16 protein-coding genes and 2 pseudogenes are annotated in these 23,797 nt (G+C 58.4%); 6 read left to right on the top strand and 12 right to left on the bottom strand.

What is annotated here, in order from left to right; genetic code table 11:
* Position 1 precedes the first annotated feature (1 nt).
* From WB650_RS01925 to WB650_RS01910, 4 genes are read right to left on the bottom strand one after another with little or no spacing between them, the layout of a single operon-like run.
* Positions 2 to 475, bottom strand: a complete 474-nt coding sequence (locus tag WB650_RS01925; RefSeq protein WP_422301950.1) for a hypothetical protein — start codon at positions 473 to 475, stop codon at positions 2 to 4.
* Between the two features lie 13 nt (positions 476 to 488).
* Positions 489 to 2,102 carry a phytoene desaturase family protein gene (locus WB650_RS01920; protein WP_423959218.1) on the bottom strand — a complete coding sequence of 538 codons (1,614 nt, stop codon included), beginning with the start codon at positions 2,100 to 2,102 and terminating at the stop codon, positions 489 to 491.
* Between the two features lie 11 nt (positions 2,103 to 2,113).
* Positions 2,114 to 2,527, bottom strand: a complete 414-nt coding sequence (locus WB650_RS01915) for a hypothetical protein (protein ID WP_423959216.1) — start codon at positions 2,525 to 2,527, stop codon at positions 2,114 to 2,116.
* Positions 2,518 to 4,110 (bottom strand): phytoene desaturase family protein, encoded by a 1,593-nt coding sequence (locus tag WB650_RS01910; RefSeq protein ID WP_422301944.1) that lies wholly within the window; start codon positions 4,108 to 4,110, stop codon positions 2,518 to 2,520. Before WB650_RS01910 ends, WB650_RS01915 begins: the two co-directional genes overlap by 10 nt.
* A 1,650-nt stretch (positions 4,111 to 5,760) precedes the next feature.
* On the opposite strand from WB650_RS01910, the gene WB650_RS01905 reads away from it, so the two are divergent.
* Positions 5,761 to 7,935, top strand: coding sequence for a sigma 54-interacting transcriptional regulator (locus WB650_RS01905; protein WP_422301943.1), 2,175 nt, complete (start codon positions 5,761 to 5,763; stop codon positions 7,933 to 7,935).
* A gap of 10 nt (positions 7,936 to 7,945) precedes the next feature.
* On the opposite strand, the gene WB650_RS01900 is transcribed toward WB650_RS01905, so the two are convergent.
* The 3 genes from WB650_RS01900 to WB650_RS01890 are packed head-to-tail and all read right to left on the bottom strand — an operon-like array spanning position 7,946 to position 8,607.
* Complete coding sequence (locus tag WB650_RS01900) at positions 7,946 to 8,020, bottom strand: hypothetical protein (protein WP_422301960.1); 75 nt, start codon at positions 8,018 to 8,020, stop codon at positions 7,946 to 7,948.
* Complete coding sequence (locus tag WB650_RS01895; protein WP_422301941.1) at positions 8,008 to 8,199, bottom strand: hypothetical protein; 192 nt, start codon at positions 8,197 to 8,199, stop codon at positions 8,008 to 8,010. The genes WB650_RS01900 and WB650_RS01895 overlap by 13 nt, the downstream gene beginning before the upstream one ends.
* A 12-nt stretch (positions 8,200 to 8,211) precedes the next feature.
* A complete protein-coding gene (locus WB650_RS01890) occupies positions 8,212 to 8,607 on the bottom strand; it encodes a hypothetical protein (protein ID WP_422301939.1) in 396 nt (131 codons plus the stop codon).
* Between the two features lie 384 nt (positions 8,608 to 8,991).
* Here WB650_RS01890 and WB650_RS01885 point away from each other — a divergent pair, with 384 nt between their 5' ends.
* Together WB650_RS01885 and WB650_RS01880 are read left to right on the top strand one after the other, a co-directional pair.
* Positions 8,992 to 9,450 (top strand): cyclic nucleotide-binding domain-containing protein, encoded by a 459-nt coding sequence (locus tag WB650_RS01885; protein ID WP_422303192.1) that lies wholly within the window; start codon positions 8,992 to 8,994, stop codon positions 9,448 to 9,450.
* Between the two features lie 2,302 nt (positions 9,451 to 11,752).
* Positions 11,753 to 12,262 (top strand): annotated as a pseudogene (locus tag WB650_RS01880) (potassium-transporting ATPase subunit KdpA); the annotation flags it as partial.
* A gap of 351 nt (positions 12,263 to 12,613) precedes the next feature.
* Here the strand turns inward: WB650_RS01880 and WB650_RS01875 are convergent.
* From WB650_RS01875 to WB650_RS01860, 4 genes are all read right to left on the bottom strand, one after another.
* Positions 12,614 to 14,689, bottom strand: coding sequence for an ATP-binding protein (locus tag WB650_RS01875; RefSeq protein WP_423959213.1), 2,076 nt, complete (start codon positions 14,687 to 14,689; stop codon positions 12,614 to 12,616).
* Between the two features lie 76 nt (positions 14,690 to 14,765).
* The gene (locus WB650_RS01870; protein ID WP_422303190.1) at positions 14,766 to 15,146 is read right to left on the bottom strand and encodes a response regulator transcription factor; all 381 of its coding nucleotides are present in this window, start codon (positions 15,144 to 15,146) and stop codon (positions 14,766 to 14,768) included.
* Positions 15,147 to 15,244: 98 nt separating this feature from the next.
* A complete protein-coding gene (locus WB650_RS01865; protein WP_422303189.1) occupies positions 15,245 to 15,871 on the bottom strand; it encodes a response regulator transcription factor in 627 nt (208 codons plus the stop codon).
* The gene (locus WB650_RS01860) at positions 15,868 to 17,178 is read right to left on the bottom strand and encodes an MHYT domain-containing protein (RefSeq protein WP_422303194.1); all 1,311 of its coding nucleotides are present in this window, start codon (positions 17,176 to 17,178) and stop codon (positions 15,868 to 15,870) included. The genes WB650_RS01865 and WB650_RS01860 overlap by 4 nt, the downstream gene beginning before the upstream one ends.
* 1,167 nt (positions 17,179 to 18,345) lie before the next feature.
* Here WB650_RS01860 and WB650_RS01855 point away from each other — a divergent pair.
* Positions 18,346 to 19,701 carry an acyl--CoA ligase gene (locus WB650_RS01855; RefSeq protein WP_422303193.1) on the top strand — a complete coding sequence of 452 codons (1,356 nt, stop codon included), beginning with the start codon at positions 18,346 to 18,348 and terminating at the stop codon, positions 19,699 to 19,701.
* A gap of 91 nt (positions 19,702 to 19,792) precedes the next feature.
* Here the strand turns inward: WB650_RS01855 and WB650_RS01850 are convergent, their stop codons facing one another.
* Complete coding sequence (locus tag WB650_RS01850) at positions 19,793 to 20,533, bottom strand: YoaK family protein (RefSeq protein WP_423959211.1); 741 nt, start codon at positions 20,531 to 20,533, stop codon at positions 19,793 to 19,795.
* A gap of 218 nt (positions 20,534 to 20,751) precedes the next feature.
* Between WB650_RS01850 and frc the strand changes: the two are divergent.
* Both frc and oxc read left to right on the top strand, forming a co-directional pair.
* Positions 20,752 to 22,001: pseudogene (gene frc, locus WB650_RS01845) on the top strand (formyl-CoA transferase).
* A gap of 23 nt (positions 22,002 to 22,024) precedes the next feature.
* A complete protein-coding gene (gene oxc, locus WB650_RS01840) occupies positions 22,025 to 23,752 on the top strand; it encodes an oxalyl-CoA decarboxylase (RefSeq protein WP_422302604.1) in 1,728 nt (575 codons plus the stop codon).
* The last annotated feature ends 45 nt before the right edge of the window (positions 23,753 to 23,797 follow it).

Raw genomic sequence — 23,797 nt, 5'->3', positions numbered from 1 at the left:
GTCAATGCGCGGCCTGCGCGCCTGCCTGCGGAACGCTCGCCGGCTTGCCTTTCGGCCAAGTCGTTTCGATCTCTTGGGCGTAAACGTCGTAGATCACATTCACCAATTCGGCGTGCTTGATCAGGACTCTCATGTCGCCGTTGATCTTGATGCTGCCCTTGAGTCCGGCGTCGATCAGGTCGATCAGTCCGGCGGCGACTCCCTCGAATACTGTCGCAGGTAACTCGAAAATGAAATCGAAATCCTTGCGCGGCGGCGGGACCTCCACCTGCCGGTATTCGATGCATTTGCCGTCAGACAACACCACTACGAAATTGCGTACGTCGCCGGCCATAAGATATGGCGAGTGCGCATCACCGACAATCTTCGCGAGCACGTTGATAGTGCCGCGCGGCGCATTGCGATCGACTTCGGGATTTTCATTGAGGAGCTTCTTAAGAGCGTCGTACCATTCCGTGGTGTAAATCGCAGGCATGATCGATCCTCCGCTAGTAGAGCCGTCCTTCCTGCTGCCAGATCTTCGGCAGATTGTGGTCGTGCGCGATCACCTTGTACGCGTTGTAGCCGCCGGCCGCGCTGACGCCGCCGCCGCTCGCCGACGAGCCGCACATGTAGAGTCCCTCGATCTCGGTGCGGTAGATGTGCTCGCGCGGCAGCCCGGCATTCATCCTGCCCAGCCGGCCTTGCGAAAAATCGCCCTCGGGCATCGCCATCCGCCGCTCCATGTCGAGCGTGACATACAGCTTGTCGGCGACCACGTTCTCGCGTGTCATGTTGGGGGCGTATGCGCGCCAGAGTTCGAGGAATTTCCCGTTATAGTCGCGCCGGACATTATCCCATTCCTCCGGGCTCAGGCACGATGCACGCGGAAAAAAGAACCATCCGTTCATCGTGTGCATTCCCGGCGGCGCCTGGCTCGGATCCCACAGCGAATTTACCCAGGTTCCTGCGCCCGGACGTTCCGGAATCTGCCCGCCGTAGGCCTCCAGGATGTAGTCGGATACCTGGTGAGCATCCTCGAATCCGACGATCGTGTAAAAGCACTTGTTGATGTCGGCGTTGTGCCGCGCGGACTTGTAATCGGGCGGATTGCGCAATGCGAACGACGGCGTCCCGAGCACGTGCTCCGGACCGAAGTGCCAGCTCGCCATGCGCTCTTTGCGGAAGTCGCTCAGCTTGTCCCATCCAATCAGATCGATGAAAGTGGTTTTCGGATCCGCATTGGAGGCGACCAGTTTTCGCGCCTCAATAGTGCGGCCGTCCTTGAGCCTGACCCCGGTGGCCCGTCCGCCCGAGTTCAGAATCTCTACGACCGGGCTGTTGTAGCGGAGGTCCGCGCCTGCCGCGAGTGCCGCACTCGCCATCGCATGCGCGAAGGTATGGGTGCCGCCAATCGACATGTAATGATTGGCGCACAGCCAGATCACCGCCATCACGAATCCCATGCCGTCGCCGGTGTGCAGGTTGGCGCCCCATTCGATGCACTGGCGATACAAGGTTGCCCGCAGCTCGCTCGACTCGAAAAGCTCATCGATGAGCACTTTGGGGCACTTGTTCATCTCTTGAGGCTTGAACCCGATGTCAATCCAAAGCTGCAGCAGCCGGCCCATGATGGCTTCGGTGCGGCCGCCTTCGGCCGGCGCCTCGGACGCCGGCGGGCTGTAGAGCATCGCCGAGATGTAATTGTTGGCGTCGAGCACTTTGCGCCGGATCGCATTGAAAGTGTCGGCGTCGCGGCGTGAGTAGTAGGCGATACTCGCATGAGTCTTGTCCGCGAATTCGGGGCGGTAGATGATCAGCGGCGGCCTGCCATCGGCAAATGTGATCCCCACCTGCGCATCGGGCTTGATCATCCGTGCGCCGAAGCTGGGCAGGTCGAAGTCGCGATAGAAGGGCATCACCTCGATGAACTCCATGTACTGGGCATGGAGGTTGTGCCAGAAGCCGGGCACGGTGGCCTCGTCGGTATGCGCGCCGCCGCCTTCGTCGTGACGCCGCTCGAACATTCCGACTTTCAGGCCCGCGCGCGCTAGATAGGCGGCGAGGCAAAGCCCGTTGTGGCCGGCCCCGATAATCACCGCGTCGTAAGATGCGTCTGCCATATAAGTCTCCTCTAACGCGCGCCGTCGCGAGCGAGCTTCATCAGCCGGAGGACTCGCAAGGGAAGAAAAGGGTTGCGAAGCCGCGACTTAACTTTGAGTCGTCCCCGAAGATGCTCGATTAGCGGATTGCTGCGGCCCTGGAGCAACTCGGTCAGCGATCGGTACGGTCCCGCAATGCTGGCATCGAGCGGTTCCACACTGCCATCGCACACCGCGATTTGACTGCCGAGAAAATCGACCGTGACGGACGCGCGATAATCAGTCGCCGTCAGTCCCAGGCGTCCGCGCAAACGTCCCGCGCGACGCCGCCGCGATTCTGAATCGACCAGCTGCTGTTCGAGGAACTGCTGCACGATCGATGCGAGCCCGCTGGTCGAGCCGTCGGCGAGCAAAACCGGAATATCTGCGATAGCGGTCATTTCCACCAGCGTTCCACGTGCTGATCGTGCGCGATAATCTCGAGTGCGTTGTAAGCCGGCGCGAAAGTCACGAACCCGTGGGGATGCTGCGTTGCGCCGCACATATACAGATTGCCGATCGGAGTCCGATACTCCGAAAGAATCGGGCCGGGGCGATGGTCCAGCATGTTGCCCAGATCGATCAGCCCTCCGATCCAGTCGGCCTGAACCATGTTCGGCATCCGCCGCGTGATGTCGAGCGGCGAATAGGTCGCCCAGTCGAGAAACGTGCTGTCGCTCAGGTTGGGGGCGGCCTCTTTCCACACGTCGATGCATCGCCGGCCGTATTCGCGGGAGATCTTGTCCCACGCGGCCGGACCGCCAGAGGCGAGATTGTATGGCGCCATCTGACGGAGCAGGCCTGTGTAGAAGCCGTCGGGTGCGTCAGTCGGATCGTAGAGCGAATTGACCGCGGCGTTGGGCCGCGGATCCAGCAGTTTGCCGCCGCGCAAATCGCGCCAATCGTCATTGAACTGCTTCTGATTTTCGTAGCCGAGGTTAACCACCCAGGCCTGGTTGACGTCGGGATCGAACGCGGCCGCGCGATACGCCGGCTTCGCCGTCATCGCCAGATGGACGCTGAAGAACGTCGAATCCATGTGCGGAAAGCTCTTGACCTCGGCCGCTAGCGGAGCGGGCAGGTTCTCGGCCCCGACCATTTGCAAGAAAGTCTGCTCGAGGCTGATCGAACTCGCGACCAGATGTCGCGCGCGCACTTCGCTACCATCTTCGAGGCGGACGCCGACGGCTTTTCCGGTCTCGACCAGGATCTTCTCGACGCCATGATTCAGGAAAACGCGCCCACCGGCTTGTGCTAGCGCTTCCCATAGTGAATGGGCGAGCGCGTGCGAACCGCCAATGCAGATGTGCCAGTTGTCGATCTTGCTGAGCAGCAGCGGGAATGAAACCGCGAGTCCTCGGCGATCGGTCGCGTAGCCGGCGAGCGCCGCGTGAAATGAGAGATGAGCCTTGACGCGATCGTTCTCGAAGTGGTGGTCGAGGAATTCATTGATCGTCTGATGGCGCAAATGGACGCTCAGGTACTTGCTCTTTTCCTCGACGCCCCACGTGACCAGCGCCTTGGTGATGTCCTTGATCGAGGTCGGCGGCGAATACATCAGCGTGCGCAGAATCAGGTCGCGGTAGCCGCGCGCCTCTTCGTAAACGGCGTGGAAGGTGTCGGCGTCCTTGCGCGAAAAACGCGCAATCGAATCGCAGGTCTTATTGAGATCCGTATGCACCACCAGCGCGGAGCCGTCCTTGAATACGCTCGCCATTTGGACCGGCGGCTGGACGTAGCGCAATCCGTGCCGCGTGATGAGTTCAAGATCGTCGTACACCGGGCAGATGCCGACCAGGGTGTGATAGTTCGCGTGAACGTTGTGCAGGAAGCCGGGCCGCGTCAGTTCCTCGGTGCACAGTCCGCCGCCCTCTTCAGTGCGCTTCTCAAACACCCCGACACTCAGACCAGCCTTCGCCAGGTAGGCGGCGAGCGCCATGCCGTTGTGACCCGCACCGATGATAATCGCGTCAAAAGTTGCATCGGGCATCGAAGAATACCTCTGCGGTTCTCCAGCCTTTCATTTGCTAGCGGCTGCCTCGGCTATACCGACCAAACGGTTGATACGCATTTGTTGTGCCTAGCGACGGAAAAAGGCCCTGATGTCACGGGGTTGCGCTTTTCGGACTCTGTCCTGGATTCTGTTGGCAAGTGTATCCGTTCGCACCGTTGGCTGACGCCAACGGCGACATAGCTTTAGTCCGCCGCCCAATGCCGCGAGTCACATTTCGCTCGAAAGCAGTAGTAGCGTTGGCCGGGCCAGCGTTGGCGCGCGAGTTACTCATTACAGCCGGTTAGCTGAGTGTGATTTTCAAACTGTTACCGCTGGCCGGACTTAACCTTTGGCGTCGCAACTGCCAGCGCACGCTTTTGACCGTGCTTGCGGTCATGACGGCCTCGATGGTCTTTTCGGCCGTGATGGTCATCCCGTTTGCGATGACCGCAATTGTCAACAGGCGGACGCGGTTCCCCGTCTCGCAGTCACCAATCGCGCTGCCGTCAGGAGGGGACTGCCTGAGTCGTACTATCAGAGGATCGCGGGACTGCCCGGCGTCATTGAATCCGGCGGTTGAGACTTAACCGGCTTAGGTCAGCTTCCATCGCCGGTCCAACTCGCTCTTTAGCGCAGTTGCGAAGTGGCGCCTTTTTTGAATCTAAGTGCGAGGCGGGAGTCTTCTGCTCCATCTCGCATCTCGGGCTTTGTTGATCAGAGTCAGAACCTCGTTGGTTCTCGGCTCTTCCCATACCAGTACTTTTTTCCCACGATGAACAGTTGCAGATAGATCGTGCCCTTTCATTCGTATTCATCGGCATGATCTATGACGCCACAGTGCAAGATCTCTCAGCGTGTGCAGCAAAGCATGGTCGGCACTTAGGTCGGGTTCAATTCCCAGTACCGTTTGGTAAGGGCCGCACTCGGTGATCGCTGTCCATTTTCCAATAGGACGATATGGGCGGCGCGGACCTTGAACCGACCGGCCATCTGACGCTGATTCAGATCATCATCCAGTCGCGATTTCTTTAGTTCTTTCGGCGCGGGAACTATTCGCGTTCCGCGTCTCGGGCTCCACGTGGGGAGGATGGCTCCGATTTTGGCTCGGGTCGTGTAGGCGGTTTACCGACATGAGCTAGTTCGACCAGACGAAGTAGGCGGTTCAAATCTCTTGCGACAAGGTGCAACTTCCGCGCACTCCGTGTGAGCGTTCGAGAGAGCGACTTACGAAATACGCTCTCCGCAGCGACCATTTCCATTTCCTCTGCACCCTCGTCGATTGCATTCCGGAGGGTTCGCAGTTGAAGGACCATAGCGGAACGGTCGATCTCGAAAATCTCGACGGTATCTCTTTCCAATTGACCCAATCGCGGATTAAAAGTTTTCGGAGGAATGGCAGTTTGTCGAATAGTCCGTTTAACCATAGAAAGAGATAGCAGGGGTTGAGCCACGGGTTCTTGCGGGGGAAATTCTTGATAAATCTGGTGGTTTCGAGAGTAGATGAGTACGGCGCCCCAACGAAGTTCCGTTGCGATGACGATTGCAACGGCATTCCGTTGCGGACAGACCCTATGTCGATTAAACCGCTGGCGCGGTCTATTCAAAGATTCCAAGGGAGAATCCTAAGAGACCGCGACTCGACGGCGGATGGTTTCGAGCGGTCGCGACCTTGCTTGGAAACCCAGACTATGGGAGAGAAGAGCATCATTTAGCTGGACGCCAGACAGGTGGGATATGCGCTCCAGTCTGTTCAGCGTACCGACCCTGGAGGAGCAGATAGACGCGCTCCAACCGGGCGATCACGTGTGCGCGATCTCCTCCGGCGCATCTCTGGCCCATTCCGTCGTTGTTCCCTTTGTGCGACGCTGCCTCGCCCGAAGAGAGATGTGCTTTTACGCAATCGGCGACCGCGCAGGGGAAGACGTGGTTGCCGAACTCACTCAAGCAGGAATCGACGTCGAACAGGCCCGTGAACAGGGCGCGCTGACGCTGCTCAGCGCTCGCGAATACATGCCGCTGGAGAAGTTCGACGCGTCCGCCTTTATCGCGGTGTTCAGGGCCAGGACTCGACAGGCTTTGAAGGCCGGCTTTCCTCGCGCCGCTTTCCTGATTGAGATGACCTGGGGGCTGGAACTCAATCTTGCGCATGACGCTCTGATCGAATGGGAGGCGCGCCTGAACACCGAGTTCTTCCCATCGGAGCGCGCCATCGCCCTTTGCATTTACGAGCGACAGCGACTTCCTGCGGAATACCTTCAAGCCGCGCTCCGCAGCCATCCCCTTGCAATCGTCGATGACAACCTTATTTCCGATCCATACTACGAACCGCCACAGTTAATCGCGCAGCCATCTGAAGCTGCCAAGGTCGACTGGATGGTCACCCAGCTAGCTCGATGGGCCAAAGAGCACGAGGAGCTTCGCCGCAGCCATGACCGCCTTCGCGCGCTGATCGAAAACGCGTCCGACGGCATCACAGTCCTGGACGCTGACGGACGGATTTTATACGAAGGAACGTCGGCCGAGCGCCTGCTGGGTTACAAGCCGGAGGAGATGGTAGGCCGCTATGCCCGGGACTTCATCAGTCCGGAAGATGTCGCTCGACTTATCGATAAGATTCACCGCGCGCTTGAACATCCGGAAGAAGTTCAGACGCTGCGCATGCACGGCCGACGCCGCGACGGCTCAATCATCGACCTCGAGGCGGTTGGCAGGCGCTTGCGGGACCCGGCCGATCCCCCATATGTCGTCTTCAATTGGCGCGATATCAGCGAGCGGGTTCAGTTCTACGATAGGCAGCGCGAGCGGCTGGAGTCGGAGAACGCTTATTTGCAGGAGGAGGTCAGAGCGGCCTCAGGCACCGGCACAATCCTCGGTCGAAGCGCCGGAGTGCACCGCGTGCTCGAGCAGATCGAGATGGTCGCCCCGACCGATGCCACCGTACTTATCCTTGGCGAGACCGGAGTCGGAAAGGAACTGGTGGCCCGCGCGATCCACGAAAGGAGCCTGCGGCGTGACCGTCCGCTGGTCAAGATCAACTGCACGGCAATTCCGCGGGAACTGTTCGAAAGTGAATTTTTCGGCCATATCAAGGGGGCGTTCAGCGGGGCGTTGAGAGATCGGATCGGCCGCTTTCAACTGGCGGATGGCGGTACTCTCTTTCTTGATGAAATAGGTGAGCTGCCGCTGGCGATGCAGCCCAAGTTGCTGCGGGTTCTGCAGGACGGCGAATTTGAGCCGGTCGGCATCGACACGACGCGGCGGGTGGACGTTCGTATCATTGCGGCGACTAATCGCGACCTCAAGAGCCTGGTCCACGCGGGACGGTTCCGGGAGGACCTCTACTATCGGCTGAGCGTTTTTCCGATCGAGGTGCCGCCGTTGCGCGAGCGCAAGTACGACATTCCATCGCTCGCGAAGCATTTTCTGGATGCGGCCTGCAAGCGGTTCAGTCGCGCGGGTCTGCACTTAACCGCGAGTCAGCTCCGGCAACTGCAGAATTACGATTGGCCCGGCAACGTCCGCGAGCTGCAGAACGTTATCGAGCGGGCGGTGATCACGTCTCGCCTGGGGTCGCTCACGCTGGATATCCCAGCCTCCGAATCGGGGTCGTCCGGAGCGCCGGCCACCCGGTCGAAATCACGCGAAGAGTCTGAAGTGATCACGGATAAGGAGATGAGCCGCCGAATGCGCGACAACATGGTCGCCGCGTTGAAACGCAGCGGTGGCAGAATCTATGGGCGCGGCGGGGCCGCTGAGTTGCTTGGGATTAGACCAAGTACTCTTACTACTCGCATCAAGAAGCTTGGTCTTAAGCCCGATTGATTTGCCGACTCTAGTTCTTTGCAAAATGGGGAGTTGAATCAAGTCTGTAGCGTTTGCGTCTACGCCACAGGGTCACGACATTGATGCCCAGCTTGTTTGCGGCGCTTTCTCGCCGGTGAGGAGAATTGTAGCGTCGCTGGCCGCGGCGCGCTTCGCCTTCTCCAGCACTCGTTGCATCACAGGAGCGTTCGATTCGAGCAGGGGAACGAAATCGTCAGCGGGGTGCGGTATAGGACGATCCAGCCCTTCGTGTTCTTCGTCCACCGTGAGCCCTCCCTACCGAGAAGTCAGTTTACCGCGTTCGAACCCGACAACGTCGATGCGAAGACCGTTGGCGCGGCTCAAGAGATCGGGATAGACCGCGCGGCGAAATAGTAGAGGGAACTGCGACGGCCGGTTTCTGGTAACGAAGACTCGGCCCACGCGAGATTGGCTGGCGAACTGTAGCAGCGCGCCGACCATGTCAGATGATTCCAGCCATACGATCCTCGCGCCCAGGTAGCTGGCGAGAATGACGTCTTCTATTAGCGCCTTAACTTCTGCATTTCCAAATCGGGTGCGCGGCGAATCGACGAAGACCGCGTAGAACTGACCGTCATGTTCGCGCGCGGCGGCCGAGGCCCTACGCAAGAGTTCGCCGTTGCTGGAACCACGCGCACTTAGACAGGCCATCACTGCCGTCCTCCGCAGTTGCTTTTCAGTTCGTGCAGTCGCCAGCGTCCCCTTCTCGTTCGCGACCAACCTCAGATTCGGCTGAGTAAACAAGTCGGCGCGTGACGGCGATTTGGATGAGATGAGGGAGGCCATGCTTCGGAAGTGAGCATCAAATGTGCCGTAACCGATTATTAGGACAATCAACGATTTTTTTGAGCCGCAAAGGAGCGGCATTTCAAAATCGACGCATCAGACCATTTCAATTTGAAATGTCGCCAGGCGTGGCAACCGAAAAGCTCATTCCAGTCTTGGAGTTTCAGATCGGCATGATTAATGCGGTTGTCTTTAGATGGTGAACAGGGTGCGACGGAAGTCTGTGAGGCAATAATGAGAGAATCAGTTTTGAAATCATTTCAGGGCTCGGAGGGAAGACCACGCCTGATCAAAGCTTTGATCTCGCAGCCGCTGATCCGCGAGAAGGAGCTCGCGGTTGTAGTCGAGCGGTACCTGAAATTAGAGGAGATATTCGCGGGGACCAGTCTCATCGAGCAGGGCGCATCTGATTCCGATCTTTATCTGATCCTGAGCGGCGCATTTTCGGTTGCGATCGACAGGCGCATGGTGGCCAGGAAGAAAGCCGGCGAGCATGTCGGTGAAATGGCCGTTATCGATCCGTCTGCGCCCCGGTCGGCTTCGGTCACCGCGACTTCTGATTCGGTAGTCGCGCGAATTGCCGAACCTGACTTCTCAGCGCTCGCCGACAGGTATCCCCGACTATGGCGAAGAATCGCGCTGGAATTGGCTAGCCGACTGCGTGATGGCAATTGCGCAGATCACCAAAAGGCCGGCCACGCCGCTTAAGCGTGCCGAGTGCCCTTACGCAGTCCTCGTTACCTGACTGCGACTACTGCTGCGATGTCTACTAGTGAGGGCGCGAACCATATCTACTATTCTCGACAAGTACTTAGGAAGTCGACTCTCGCGCTCAAGTTCAGGCACCAGGTACTCGAAGATTGGGAAGGCAGGGCACGGTCCTCGGTGAAAGGTGACGATGCGTTTGGCGTTTTCGGGTTCGGGTAAACGCCGGCCTAACCCGTCCAAGGCAATGATCGAGCCGCGGGAGTCATTGACGCGAAAAATCCATCTGCAGCGAACGCAAGTATATAGATACGGCTGCGGGCGAAAGGCCCCGGGTTTCTCCAGGGCCTCAATTGCGTAGTGATGGCGTGTTTCTTCTGCGGTGAAGGCCAACTTCCGCTTGAAGCGGGGCGCCCGCTCCGAAGTCACAGACGAATCCACGACCACGTCAATAGAACGCTCATGCGTGGTGGAAGGATCGAGTGGATGCGCTTGCATAGCTGAGATCCCGTCCACCTTCGCGCCAAGGAAAGATGTGAAATAGCGCGTCTGAATTTGTGGATTCGATTTCATAAACCTTCGTCGAGACAAATCGCGATGAGACTGCTAGAAGAGAAATTCTTGAGGAGTCATGGCGGGCATAGCCTGAGCGCGCTTGCTGGCGGTTTCGATGTTCTGAAGCCCCCTTAATTCCGGGCAAAGCGAAGCCAGGATTCTCAACAAGCCAAACTTCAACATGCTTAATTTGACGCCGTCGCCGGCTGATGTTGTCGAGGGAATTTCGAAGCGAACTTGAAGCTGGGGCATGGGCCTTCAGCAAAGGTCTTAACCTGTCTTGAGTTCTCGGGCTCGGGCAACGGATTTCTATTACGATCGATAGCTACGATCGAGGCGCGGCGCCCCTTGACTAGAAATATCTGTTTGCATCGCACGCACAGATAGATGTACGGCCGACGCGCCAAGAAACTCGGCTTCTTAAGCGATCGGATCGCAAAGTTGTGCTTCATCTCCTCTGGCGAAAAAGGCTTCCCGGAATACTCGCGCCTTGCCGAGGGATACAGTCGATCGAGCTGGTGGTAACCAGCCGATGAGACTGGCCAGGGCATCTGAATACCAAATTTCTGCACTGGGCCGATGATCCGAAAAGAGGAAAGATCGCGCCGCATTGTTCTAAACAGGTTCATATTCTCCGCTCACGTGAGTTCACAAGGTTTCATGCTAAAGCAACCACCGCGCCAGATGAGGCCGCGATGGTGCCAGCTGGTTGGCTAGGTCTAAAAGCAGCGCAACTATTCAAGATTTTTCGATATGGCGGTTAAGGTCGCTATGGACCGGCAAGCGGTTCGACGGCGCAGCATTTCAAAATGAAAAGCAGCTTCGTTTGAAAATTAATTGGTCCGCATCGAAGGCTTTAGCGAAGTCCTTTTGAGAACTAGGGTTTTTCGTCGGCACACCTAATGCACCTAACTCGCGTAACCCGCCGATTCGCGCATCGGCCAAACACGAGTACTGAACATGAAAAGAATCGAATTGGTGATCGATCCGGGCACTCTCGACCGCTTCAGGGATGCTGCCAACGTGTTGAACTTATCCGACTACGACGTGACCGAGGTTCGCCGTACGCTCCCTGCGAGCAGCGTCGCACGCCAGAGGCTTTACCGCGGCCGCGAGTTTGTACTCGATTTGGTGGAAAGGCTCAAAATCGATCTTATGGTTGCGGACGACATCGCTACGCAAATAGCGCGCGAATTGGTCGAAAAAGTTCGCCCGGAAAGTATGGCCATCCTGAGGTTAGAGCAGGCAGTCGTGGTCACTAGTCAGGCCGCCGTTCGCTCGACTCATATCGCCGCGGTTCCCAATCCTCCGGCGGTGGCGCCGCGCACTGATTGCGCGTATCGGGTGCGAGGTCGAGTGCGGTTCCTGGGGCCGCGTCTGAATCGCGACTCTAACTCAGACCGCGGAAGATGGACCATACGAACGATCGGGATTGATAGGTGGTTATGCCGATTGTTTTATTACTGCTCGCCGTCATCATCGCACTTGCCTGTTATATGGACGGAGGTGTGAGTGACAAGGACAAGGCCAAAGATAACGATCCTCCGACAAGTCACCTTACCCAATAGACTCTGACGCCTAGCACCTTCAATCAGTCCACATTTCAATAGTTACAGTCCTAGCCGTTGGCTACGCACGCGAGCATCTGGCACTGCAATTTGTAGTCGCACCTCTTCCTTCCTGGCATTTAATTTTTAATTGTGCTTGCTCGAGAGTGGCGCCGCTTTAGCAATCGAGCGAGTACTTAGGAAAGAAGATCGACCCGCGGGAAGTCAAGCTCGCGCTAGTCGCGCTGCTGGTGCATCCGCTGGTGATACTCATGCCGATGGGCTTATTTGCCGCAACCAATTGGGGAATGAAGGCGGAGAGCAATCCCGGGCCGCATGGATTCTCGCAAATCGTTTACCAGTTCTCTTCTGATTCAGCTAACAACGGCTCCGCCTTCGACGGTCTAGGTGTCACCTACGGGCTCAACAACAATCCCAGTCCGGCGCCTGAAGCCGTGCCATGGGACATCGCCGCCGGCCTCGTGATCATGTTCGGGCGATTTCTGCCGATTATTGCTCCTATTGCGATGGCCGGCTTTCTCGGCATGAAGAAGAGCACACCATTCGGACTAGGTACATTGCGCGACGACACCTTTACCTTCGGGTGCCTTCTGTTCGGCACAATCGTAATCATCGGGGCACTGTTGTTTCTGCCAGTCGCCGCGCTTGGCCCCGTGGCTGACCACTTGGGGCCGATCCCGTTCGGAGGATAGGGAAGCGGTCTCGACCTAAGAGCACCCAGTACATCAGGGCACCTTTCGGAGGAGAAAAAAAAGGGCCGCTGCCACACCGGTACAGAGTTTTGAGACACCTGAACATCCGCGCGCACAACGGCGCGTGAGAAGCCGGAAGCTATAGCATTGGGATCGGATGTTTTGACTCTGCTGGCTTTCCAGACATTCAATCTTTGAATGTCAGCCATTTCATTCTGCGATGTTTGAGGCAGAATGTATGCCCAGTGGGCGATACCTTGGTCGTTGTGGAATGAACCCTCAAAGACCAAACACGAAATAGCTTGGTGGCTAATACTCAGTTGTCACGCGGCGATGGCCTTGGGGACACTTCTAGACAGTCGGCCAGACTCCCTCGGCGAACGATCCCGCCTTGATTAGGTCAACAACGATGTCGGCAGGGCGCTCGTTGACGGCATTGGGTTGGAGCCGCGCGATTGCGTCGGCGACGCCGGCATGCAGATGCTGTTTGTGCGGAGCCGAGATCCCGGCAAGTAGCGTCTGGCGAACGAGTTCATGTGCGAAGCAGAAAGGTGTTTCCGGATGCTGGGAGCTCGCGACTATTCCCATCCGCTGTGCCTTCTCGATGATGGTGAAAAGTTCGTCGACCTCGATCTTGGAGATGGCGGCCAGAAGTTTGAAGTCGAAGCTGCGTCCGATCACTGCAGCGGCCGTCAGCGCCCGCTTTTCATTTTCGTCGAGCCGCTCAAGGCGGCGGCCGATGATCAACCGCACGCTTTCCGGTACCTCGGTCTCGGCGATCTTGATGTCTGTGCGGAATTGGCCGGTCTCATCGAAGACTTTCCCTTCTTCGATCAGATGCCGATACACCTCTTCGACAAAGAATGGATATCCCTGGCTTTCCTCAAAGATGAGGTTCACCAGGCTTTCGGGAGCTTGGCGCCGGCTCAGCCCATGTAACATCTGCGCGACGGCGTCCTCTGATAACCCGCCCAGCTTGAGCGGACGGACACCCATGCGAATCAACTCTTCCAAAGTTCTGGCCAGCGCCGGACTGCTCTCTGTATATCCGTCCCGATAGGTCCCGATGATTACGACTGGAAGCTGCGCGACCCGATTGGCTAGATGAATCAAGAGCGCCAGCGTGGATTCGTCGGCCCAATGAAGGTCCTCAACTACGTACAACTGCGAACGTGTTTGAGCCGCGCGCCCCATAGCGTCGGAAACGCTCTGGAATAGATGGCGGCGCATCTGCGCCGGCGGCAGTTCCAGTGGTTGGGGAACATCCGGAAACACTCGCCGAAGGCTTGGTGCGATCTGGGCCAGTTCAGGCGCATTTGCTCCCATCCGTCGACGGAAGTCATCAAGGCTCGGCGCCTCAGCGAGGTTGTTTTCGATGATCTCCGCGAACGGGAGAAAGGGATACCGTTCTTCTCCTTCGTGGCAGTGCCCGACCAGGTATCTGAAGCCCACACTCGATGCGTACTCCGCCATCTCCATCGCTAACCGGCTTTTACCGACCCCCGGTCCGCCATCCAACATGACGACTGATCCGTGGCCAGTTAACGCGCGATCGATTGCCGCGCGGATCGTGCTGCGCTCAGATTCCCGTCCCACAAAAGCAGTTCGTGCCGCCAACCAAAGTGGAGAGACCTCCAACAGCGCCGGCGAGGTCTGCGGATGATCGGTACGCGCTGCAGCGCGCTCGCCGTATGAAGTTGGACGCTCTGCCGGCTCGATAGTTGTCGCATCGAATTGCCACGCGATCGGGAAACCAGGATCTGGCTGGTAAGAGCAGAAGTTCCCCGTCTTGATGCAGCGCGAGAAAATATCGCCAAGCTGCGTGTCGCTATGCGCGATCCTTTCGACTACCGACTTGATCGTCTTGAGGATGCTCTGTCGGGCTCGCTCCGAAGCTGATGCCGCCCGCCGATTACGCCCACCGAGCCCCACCGCGCGCGAGAGTTCCGAGGTGAGTGCGTCGATTTCCTGCTCCGCCTGCTCGGCGCGCTCGACGTTTCCGAGTTGCTTGGCTTGTTCCAGTTCTTCGCGCAACTCGGAGAGCCTGCGCCTGTAAGCTACTTTGGCCTGCTCGTCGAGCATCTCACCCGCGTCACCCAGACTCGTGATCTGAATGCCTGCCTTTTCGAGGTCGCCATCCAGCCTGGGCAAGCCGTTCATGGAGTGATTGGTTTGACCCGCGTCGCGCTGGCCCGCGACTCCTCCAGCCAAATCGAGGACGTGGAATTCGGTCCCGGGATGACGCAGCAGATGGCCGAGGTACCCGAGCCCCTTAGTGTGCTTTAGACGAAAGGCGTTCCCGGCGCGGCCTACGGTCCAGTACTCGCCTTCTTTGCGGAAAATAGCCTGCTCGGGCCAGGAAGTGCTTTGAAACATGGTTGCAACGGCAGGTTCAACGGCTTCACGATGCTTGGTCTGCGTTTCCATCTGATTGCCTCTTCCTTTCAAGCATCACGTCAAATCAGAGAATATCTCGTTAGATGCCACTAGCCTTGTTTGACGTTCACGCGCCAAGCGCAGAGTCCAGGGCGTCGATCAAAGCCTCATCGCTGAAGGGTTTGGTCAGGAAGCTAATCGCTCCGGCCCTCAACGCCTGCTCGCGTGTATCTCCGTTCCGTGCCGTGATGAAGATGATGGGTATTGGATGGGTGTCAGCCAGATGACGTTGCAGCTCGAGGCCATTCATCACTGGCATCGAGACATCGAGGATCAGGCAGGACACATTCGAAAATTTGGGGGAGTCGAGGAAGTCGCGGGCAGAGTTGAAAGTCGCGGTATCGAACCCGATCGACTTCAGCAGACTCTCGACAGCCTCGCAGACATACACGTCGTCATCGACGACTGCGACGAGGGTGTTGCTTTTCTTTTTGTTGAGATCTTTCATTGCGGGAACTACTCTCTCTGGAAGAGAGGGTACCCCGCGTGAAGTGCGTGAATCTATTATACCTTGGTATAGGAGGACTATGACTTGGTATAAGTGGATTAATCCTTGGCAGCTGGAATCCCCAGTTTTTCTGTCATTCTGACCAGCTCGGCCAGAGATCCCGCACCCATTTTCTTCATCACCTGGCTGCGATGGATTTTGATAGTGACCTCGCTGGTTCCCAATTCACCCGCGATCTGTTTGTTGAGTAGGCCCGAGACAACCAGGCCCATCACTTCACGCTCGCGAGAGGTCAGAGAATCGAACCGCTCGCGCAGCTCTGCGTTTTCCGCCCGGTGTTGCCGCGCGCCGCGGTCGCGCTCAAGGGCTTGCTGAATCGCGTCGAGAAGATCCTGATCGCGGAAGGGCTTGGTAAGGAACTCCAGCGCGCCGGCCTTCATCGCGCGCACCGACATCGGGATATCGCCGTGGCCAGTGATGAAGATGACAGGCAGATTGATGCCATGCGCGGCCAGTTCGCGCTGCAGGTCCAGACCGCTTAATCCGGGCAGGCGCACATCGAGCACCACGCAGCCGGGCGCATCCGGGCGCGTGCTGCGCAGGAATTCTTGCGCGGTTTCGAAGGTCTCGACGCGCAGTCCTACGGACCCGATGAGACTCTTGATCGCTTCGCGAACCGACGAATCATCATCGACAACAAAGACTACTGAGTCCGGCTGTTTCACGGCGCAGCCCTGCCATCAATCGGTACGGTAAATTGAAAAGCTGCGCCGTGGTCCGGATTTGGCGATGCCCACAATCTGCCGCCGTGGGCCATGATGATCGAGCGACTGATCGACAGTCCCATTCCCATCCCGCTGGCTTTGGTGGTGAAGAAGGCGTTGAACAGCCGGTCCGCGCTCTCCGAGTCAATCCCGATGCCCGAATCGCGCACCGCCACCAGCACTTCGCGGGTTTCGTGCGGTTGCGACTGTATAACGATCTCACGCGGCCGATCACTGATTGTCGCCATCGCGTCCACGCCGTTCATCACCAGGTTGACCACCACTTGCTGCAGCTGAATCCGATCCCCAAGAATCCTGGGCAATGCGGACGCCAACTCCGTTCTAAGCGACGCACTACGGCTTGAGACCTCACGCTGCACCAGGAGAATAGCCTCGCGGATGACGTCGTTGATGTCCAGCGACACCATCATTGTGGGGTTTTTTTTGGCGAGCGCACGAATCCGCTGGATCACTTCGCTCGCCCGCTTGCCGTCCCTGACGATGCGCTCGACGGCGGCTCGCGCCTCGTCAAGGCGCGGCGTCTCGAGGGCCAGCCATCGCAGGCTGGCTTGCGCATTGGTGATGACCCCGGCGAGCGGTTGATTGATTTCGTGAGCGATCGAGGCCGTCAGCTCTCCCAGCGTCATCACGCGGGTGACGTGCGCGAGTTCGGTCTGCGCATGGCGAAGCGCTTCTTCCGCACGCTTCCGCTCGAACAGGGAGGCGACCGATGCGAAAGCCAGAATGAGAAACGTAATGCCGGCAACCGCTAGCGCCAGATTGGTTTGATCGACACTTGCGTTTATTTGGGCCTCGTTTGAATCGGGGCGTGAACAGTAAAAAAGGGCCGCTCTCATCCCCGTATAGTGCATACCGGAAATGGCTAGCCCCATGACGACCGCGGCAACCAGCTTTTGCCCAAGATCGGTGGTTCGGAATGCCACCCAGAGCGCCACGGTCGACGCACCGATCGCTATGGCCAGGGAGAGCGCAAAGAATAGCGGGTTGTAGCTGAGTTCGATGTTCCCCCGCATTGCCGCCATGCCGGTGTAATGCATGCCCGCAATGCCAAGTCCCATGAAGATGCCGCTGAGACCGAGGCGAAGAGGCGATGCGCTCTGGCGACTAATGACGTAAAAGCCGATGCCGGTTACGAAGATCGCTACCAGGAGCGAAAGGGTGGTCAATCCGATGTCGTAGGACATCGGTATCGGCATGATAAACGCGAGCATCGCGACGAAGTGCATCGACCATATTCCGCCTCCCATTGTCAGTGCGGCAGCCACCAGCCACACGCGACGCGCGATCCCCCGGGCGGGTCCCACGTGCCCACTGAGATCGAGGGCGGTGTAAGACGCGAAGCAGGCTACCAGAATGGACAGAGCGACGAGATACGGATTGTATGTTCCGGTAACGAACATCGGGTTCGCGCCAATTCTGACCGGTGCCTAATGGGCGAGGAATCCACCGGCTCATCTGGAAAATGCAGCCGACAACGTTATTGTGGCGTCACTAAAGGCCGATGTTGGCCGACCTTCCCCAAATGATTGGTTCGCGAAACGAAGATGCTCCTTTGGCGCTTGGCTGACAAGAGGAATGCGAGTGATGCGCGACTCGCCTTCCCGGACCGACGAATCATCATCGACAACAAAGACTACTGAGTCCGGCTGTTTCACGGCGCAGCCCTGCCATCAATCGGTACGGTAAATTGAAAAGCTGCGCCGTGGTCCGCGTTTGGCGATGCCCACAATCTGCCACCGTGTGCGGCGATGGCAAACCTTGTGCCGCGCGACCCTGCTTGCCAGCAGGCGCGGCCGCCGTTCTTACGACAAGTGGTGCACCCCAAAGGGCCGCTCGCACTTCAAAGGTAGTTCAAACGGCCACAGAGGAAGTCTCGATTTCAGCGTGGACTCGAGGGAGGCCGCTGAGGTCGTCAGCCGTTGAGGCTGCACCGATGCCGTGCTTGCTATCGTACCGACAGTCTCGCGACTAGCCTTGATGAATTTCCGCTAGCTCCTCCGGAAACACCGCGCAGTCACCTCCAGCCTGCCATCTCACTTTCATTAAAGTGCGATCCAGGTTGCGTATGACGCTAACGATCGTCACCTCTTCGTTGGGGAGATGAATTTCTCCGCTCCGTGGATCTCTCACCCATTTAACCAGAGTCGCTTTGTTCATCATGGTCTTTTTCCGCCTGATCTTAGCGATCAACTAAATTCATCTACCAAGGCGGGAAATCAGTAGGCACAGGTGTCGTGCGCGCATTTTTCACGCCTGACCGACCGGGGGTACGGAGGGCTAAACGTATGAGATCGAGCCTGGCAGACCTGATTGCGGATCCCGGATCTTCGGCACCAGCGATAGTCTCGACCTCTCCTTTGATGGTCGTGAGTTATAAGGCTCTGGCAGAACAGGTTGAGAGAGCGTAGGGACAACTGAGAGCCGCGGGACTGAAGCCCGGTGACTGCGTAGCGATCGTACTGCCCAACAGCCTCGAGTTCCTTGTCGTATTTCTCGCTCTGACTCACGCCGGATTGGTCGCCGCGCCACTCAATCCGGCCGACAAGCCGGACGAAATACGCTTTTTTGTCGAAGACGCCCAGGCGCGAGCAGTCGTTACTGGACGCGCCAATTCCAATGTCAGAGAAGCCGTCGCTGGACTTGGTTTGCCGATGTGGCAACCGACCGTTGACCGGAGCGGCGTTGTGCAAATCCCGGAGCTGCCGACGGCGTCGCACACTAGCCTCGACGATCCTAATCCCGATGACATCGCGCTATTCGCCTATACCAGTGGCACCACCGGCCGGCCCAAATGCGTACCGCTCAGCCACGGCAACGTGCTGTGGTCATCTCGCAATATCGCAGCGCACTACGATCTGACTTCCGCAGATTGCAGCCTGTTAGTTTTGCCGCTGTTCCACGGCCACGGTTTGATCGGCGCCGCATTGTCCACCCTGGCGTCCGGGGGTTCGGTAATCGTACCGCCGCGTTTTTCAGCCTCCGAGTTCTGGAAGCTGTTCCGCGAGCATCACGCGACCTGGTACACCGCGGTGCCTACTATTCATCAAGTGCTGCTCGAAAGAGCGGACAGCGACGCGGCACCTCACGACGGCCCGCGATTCATTAGATCGTGTTCGGCTCCGCTCGCGCCAACAATTCTGACCAAGTTGGAGAATCGCTTCGGCGCGCCCGTGCTGGAAGCTTACGGCATGACGGAAGCGGCGCATCAGGTCGCGACCAATCCGTTACCGCCTCTGGTGCACAAGCCCGGTACCGTCGGCCGCAGTGCGGAAATCTCCGTCATTGATCAGACGGGCCGCCATCTGGCGGCGAACACTTCAGGCGAGGTGGTAGTACGCGGCCCAAACGTGATGCGCGGCTATCGCAACAACCGCGAGGCCAATGACGCGGCCTTCATCGATGGTTGGTTTCGGACCGGAGACATTGGCGCAATCGATAATGACGGGTATCTAGCCTTGACCGGGCGTATCAAGGACCTGATCAATCGAGGCGGAGAGAAGATCTCACCTCCGGAAGTCGAGGCTGTGTTGCTCGAGCATCCGGCGGTAGCCGAGGCTGCGGTTTTCGAAGTGCCCGACCCCAAGTACGGCGAAGAAGTCTCGGCCGCGGTGGTGCTCAGAGGCGCCGCGACACCACAGGAACTGCAAAAGTATTGCGGAACCCGCCTGGCCGATTTCAAAGTGCCCAAGTTGATCCATCCGGTCGCCGCGATACCCAGGAACGCGATGGGGAAGGTCCAGCGCAACGAGCTGACAGCTTTGTTCTCCTGAGAGAATCGGGCGCACGAAGTCGCGCCATTTTCAGGCCAGCTTGAACACTGAACCCTCACGTCGCCGTGTGAAGCAGACCTTGATATCGAGATCAGACTGCCGCGCTCGTGGCGCGGTCTAATGCCGCCAGCGCCGATAGGATTAGTATGGGGAAAAACAATACCCACACTCCAAAGCGCGGTATCGCCATCCCCGACAACAATGCGCCGGTCAGGAACCCGGCCCAGATACCTGACGAGAGGAGAGCCCGGCGTAGATGTGTATCCCACGATCCCTGGCTGTCCGGAACAGGCGCGCGCTTGGCCGCGAGCGCGAGTTGCACTCCAATCCTGCTCAACGTCCCGGTTACAAAGGTCAGGCTCACGTATTGCGCGCCGACGCGAGACAGCGCGGTATTCATGGCGCCCATCGCGAAACTGACCACCACAATGGGAACCCAACCCGATGAAAATCCAAGTTGCGTGAACCCGACGATCAAGGCCAGCGAGGCTGCGACCACTCCAAAAACCAGCCGCTGTATCCGACGCACCCCCGAATGCGCGAGCAAGGCTCCGGCGAAAGACCCGCCCACGAAGAATACGATTGCCAGCGCTGAATGCATTGCTGCCCAACAGTTACCTTGCCCGATTCTATAGCCGGCTTGCGTGGTATTTCCGCTCATGAATGACACGTAAGTGTCGTAGGTAATGATGCCATAGGCATCCAGGAAGCCGGCGATCATCGCGAGGCTCACCGCCAACCACTCCTGAAGCTCCGCCACCTCTTCGCTGGGAAGATGAACCTTGCCGCTACGTGAATCGTGCACCCGCTCCAGAAGAATGTCTGTTGTCACGACCGCCTTTCTCCAGCTTGGTGTCTGACCAACGATAACGAACGCTCTCACGTATCAAGGCGGGAAATTGGAAGGCGCGCTTCGTGCGGCGATTTCGCACGCCTCACCTGTGCGGTGCTGAAAACTCTTATGACTGCGAAAACCGAGCGCACATCTTTTGAGCGGCCATTTTTCACGCCCGCTTCAGCATAAATTCTTAACGGAGGACCATTTTGCTCATGGCACTACCACTCGAAGGAATTAAAGTTATCGACTTCACAGGCGTTCAGGCCGGACCCGCATGCACGCAGTTGTTGGCGTGGTACGGCGCGGACGTGCTGAAGGTCGAGCGGCCGGGTGTTGGTGATGTGACGCGCAACCAATTGCGGGACATCCCCAATCTGGACGCGCTGTACTTCATCACGCTCAACAGCAACAAGAAGTCGCTGACACTGAATACCAAGACGCCGGAAGGCAAGGCGATCATGGAGAAGCTGATCCGCGACGCCGACGTGCTGGTCGAGAATTTCGCGCCCGGTGCGATGGACCGGATGGGCTTCACCTGGGAGCATATTCAAGAACTCAACCCGCGGCTCGTCTTCGGCTCGATCAAGGGCTTCAGCGAAAATTCGCCCTACGCGGACCTCAAAGTCTATGACAACGTGGCGCAGTGCGCCGGCGGCGCCGCCTCGACTACCGGATTCTGGTACGGCCCGCCGACGGTCAGCGGGGCGGCGCTGGGCGACAGCAATACCGGAATGCATCTGGCGATCGGCATCCTGACCGCGCTGATCGGCCGTGCGAAGACCGGCAAAGGCCAGAAGGTTGCTGTATCCATGCAGGATGCGGTGCTGAATCTGTGCCGCGTCAAGTTGCGGGATCAGGAACGGCTGGATCACGTCGGCCATCTCGAGGAGTACCCGCAGTATCCCAACGGAAAGTTTGGCGAAGCGGTCCCGCGCGGCGGTAACGCAGGCGGCGGCGGGCAGCCGGGCTGGGTACTCAAGTGCAAGGGCTGGCAAACCGATCCGAACGCCTACATCTATTTCGCGATCCAGGAGCAGAATTGGGCGCGGACCTGTGAGGCCATCGGCAAGCCGCAATGGGCGAAGGATCCGGCCTACGCCACGGCGCGCGCGCGGCAGGCAAGATTTTCGACATTTTTGCCGATATCGAGAAGTGGCTGGCCGACAAGACCAAGTTCCAAGCCATCGATATCCTGCGCAAGTTCGACGTGCCATGCGGACCGGTTCTATCGATGAAGGAAATCGAAAACGATCCTGCCCTGCGCGCAAGCGGCTCTATTGTCGAGGTGGACGAGGAGAAGCGCGGCAAATATCTCACTGTCGGCAGCCCGATCAAGTTCTCCGACTTCACGCCGAAGATCACCGGTGCCCCCCTGCTGGGCGAGCATACCGACGAAGTGCTGAGGATGCTGGGCTACACCTCGGAAAAGATCGCCGGGATGCACAGGGACAAGATCGTCTGAGTGCCAGCCAAATCTTTTGAAAGGTGTTTCACAAGCCAAACGAAAATAAATCTCAATCCATCACCGATGGGTTCCATCTTGTGGTCGACGCCCTGAAACTCAACGGTATCGATACCATCTTCGGCGTGGCCGGTATTCCGATTACGGACCTGGCTCGTCTCGCGCAAGCGGAAGGGATCCGATACATCGGCTTTCGGCATGAACAGTCCGCTGGAAATGCGGCCGCGATCGCCGGCTATCTGACGAAGAAGCCGGGCATCTGTCTGACCGTCTCCGCGCCCGGCTTTCTGAACGGCATGGTCGCCCTGGCTAATGCGACCACTAATGGCTTTCCGATGATCCAGATCAGCGGATCGAGCGACAGGTCGATCGTCGATCTCCAGCAGGGCGACTACGAAGAACTCGATCAGATGAACGCGGCAAAGCCGTACACCAAAGCGTCTTTCCGTGTCAGCAAACCCGAAGATATCGGCACTGGAGTTGCGCGCGCAATACACGCAGCAGTGTCAGGTCGGCCCGGTGGCGTCTACCTCGATCTCACCGCCGACGTCCTTGCCGCAACCCTCGGCAACGATGCGGCCAGTAGATCGTTGGTACGCGTCGTCGATCCATCGCCCCGGCAGATCCCCGACCCCGAGTCGATCAAACGCGCCATCGACCTGCACGCGAGCGCACAGCGTCCGCTCATCATCCTCGGCAAGGGTGCAGCATACGCACAGGCCGACGACGCCATTCGGTCATTCATCGAGAAGACCGGCATCCCATACCTGCCGATGTCGATGGCGAAAGGTCTCCTGCCTGACAATCACAAACAATCGGCGGCGGCCGCCCGCTCTCTCGTTCTCTCCCAAGCTGATGTCGTGATGCTAGTCGGAGCGCGACTGAACTGGCTGCTCGCACAAGGCAAGGGCCCGCATTGGTCGCAGACTGCACAATTCGTGCAGGTCGATATCTCGGCGACTGAGATCGATAGCAATCGCGCCATCGCGGCACCGGTCGTTGCCGACATCGGCTCAGCTATGTCGGCATTCCTGGCCGCGCTCAAGCCCGGTCAGATACAGCCGAAGGCCGCATGGATCGACGCGATCGCCGAGCGCAAGCAGCACAACACTGAACGCATGGCAGCCCGCCTCGACGGCAGTCCTAACCCGATGAACTTCTACAGCTCGCTTCGCGCGATACGCGACGTCCTCGCCAACCGGCCGGACATCTACGTCGTCAATGAAGGGGCTAACACTCTCGATTTCGGTCGCGACATCATCGACATGCACCAACCTCGCCAACGTCTCGACTGCGGAACATGGGGCGTGATGGGTATCGGCATGGGCTATGCCATCGGTGCGGCGGTCGTGAGCGGCAAGCCTGTCGTCGCAGTCGAAGGCGACAGCGCCTTTGGCTTCAGTGGAATGGAGCTCGAGACCATCTGCCGCTACCACTTGCCGATAGTCGTCGTGGTTTTCAACAACGGTGGCATCTATCGCGGCGACGACATCAACCGTAGCGGTGGGGCCGATCCTTCACCGACCGTTCTCATGCGGGACGCGCGCTACGACAAACTCATCGAAGCGTTTGACGGCACCGGCCATAACGTGACCGATCCGCGAAGCCTAACCAAGGCTCTCACCGTAGCCCTCGCGTCAGGCAAACCCGCACTCATCAACTGCGTCATCGATCCGACGGCAGGCACCGAGAGCGGCCATTTGCAGAATCTGAATCCGCAGAGCCAGGTCGGTAACGAAAAAAAGAACTAGACGAAGAGCAACATTCAAAAACCATAGGGGCGGTCTCTCGGCCCC

Source organism: Binatus sp. (SeqCode) (genome assembly GCF_049584895.1).
Classification (GTDB): Bacteria; Desulfobacterota; Binatia; order Binatales; family Binataceae; genus Binatus.
This window is presented reverse-complemented; position numbering and strand designations above follow the sequence as displayed.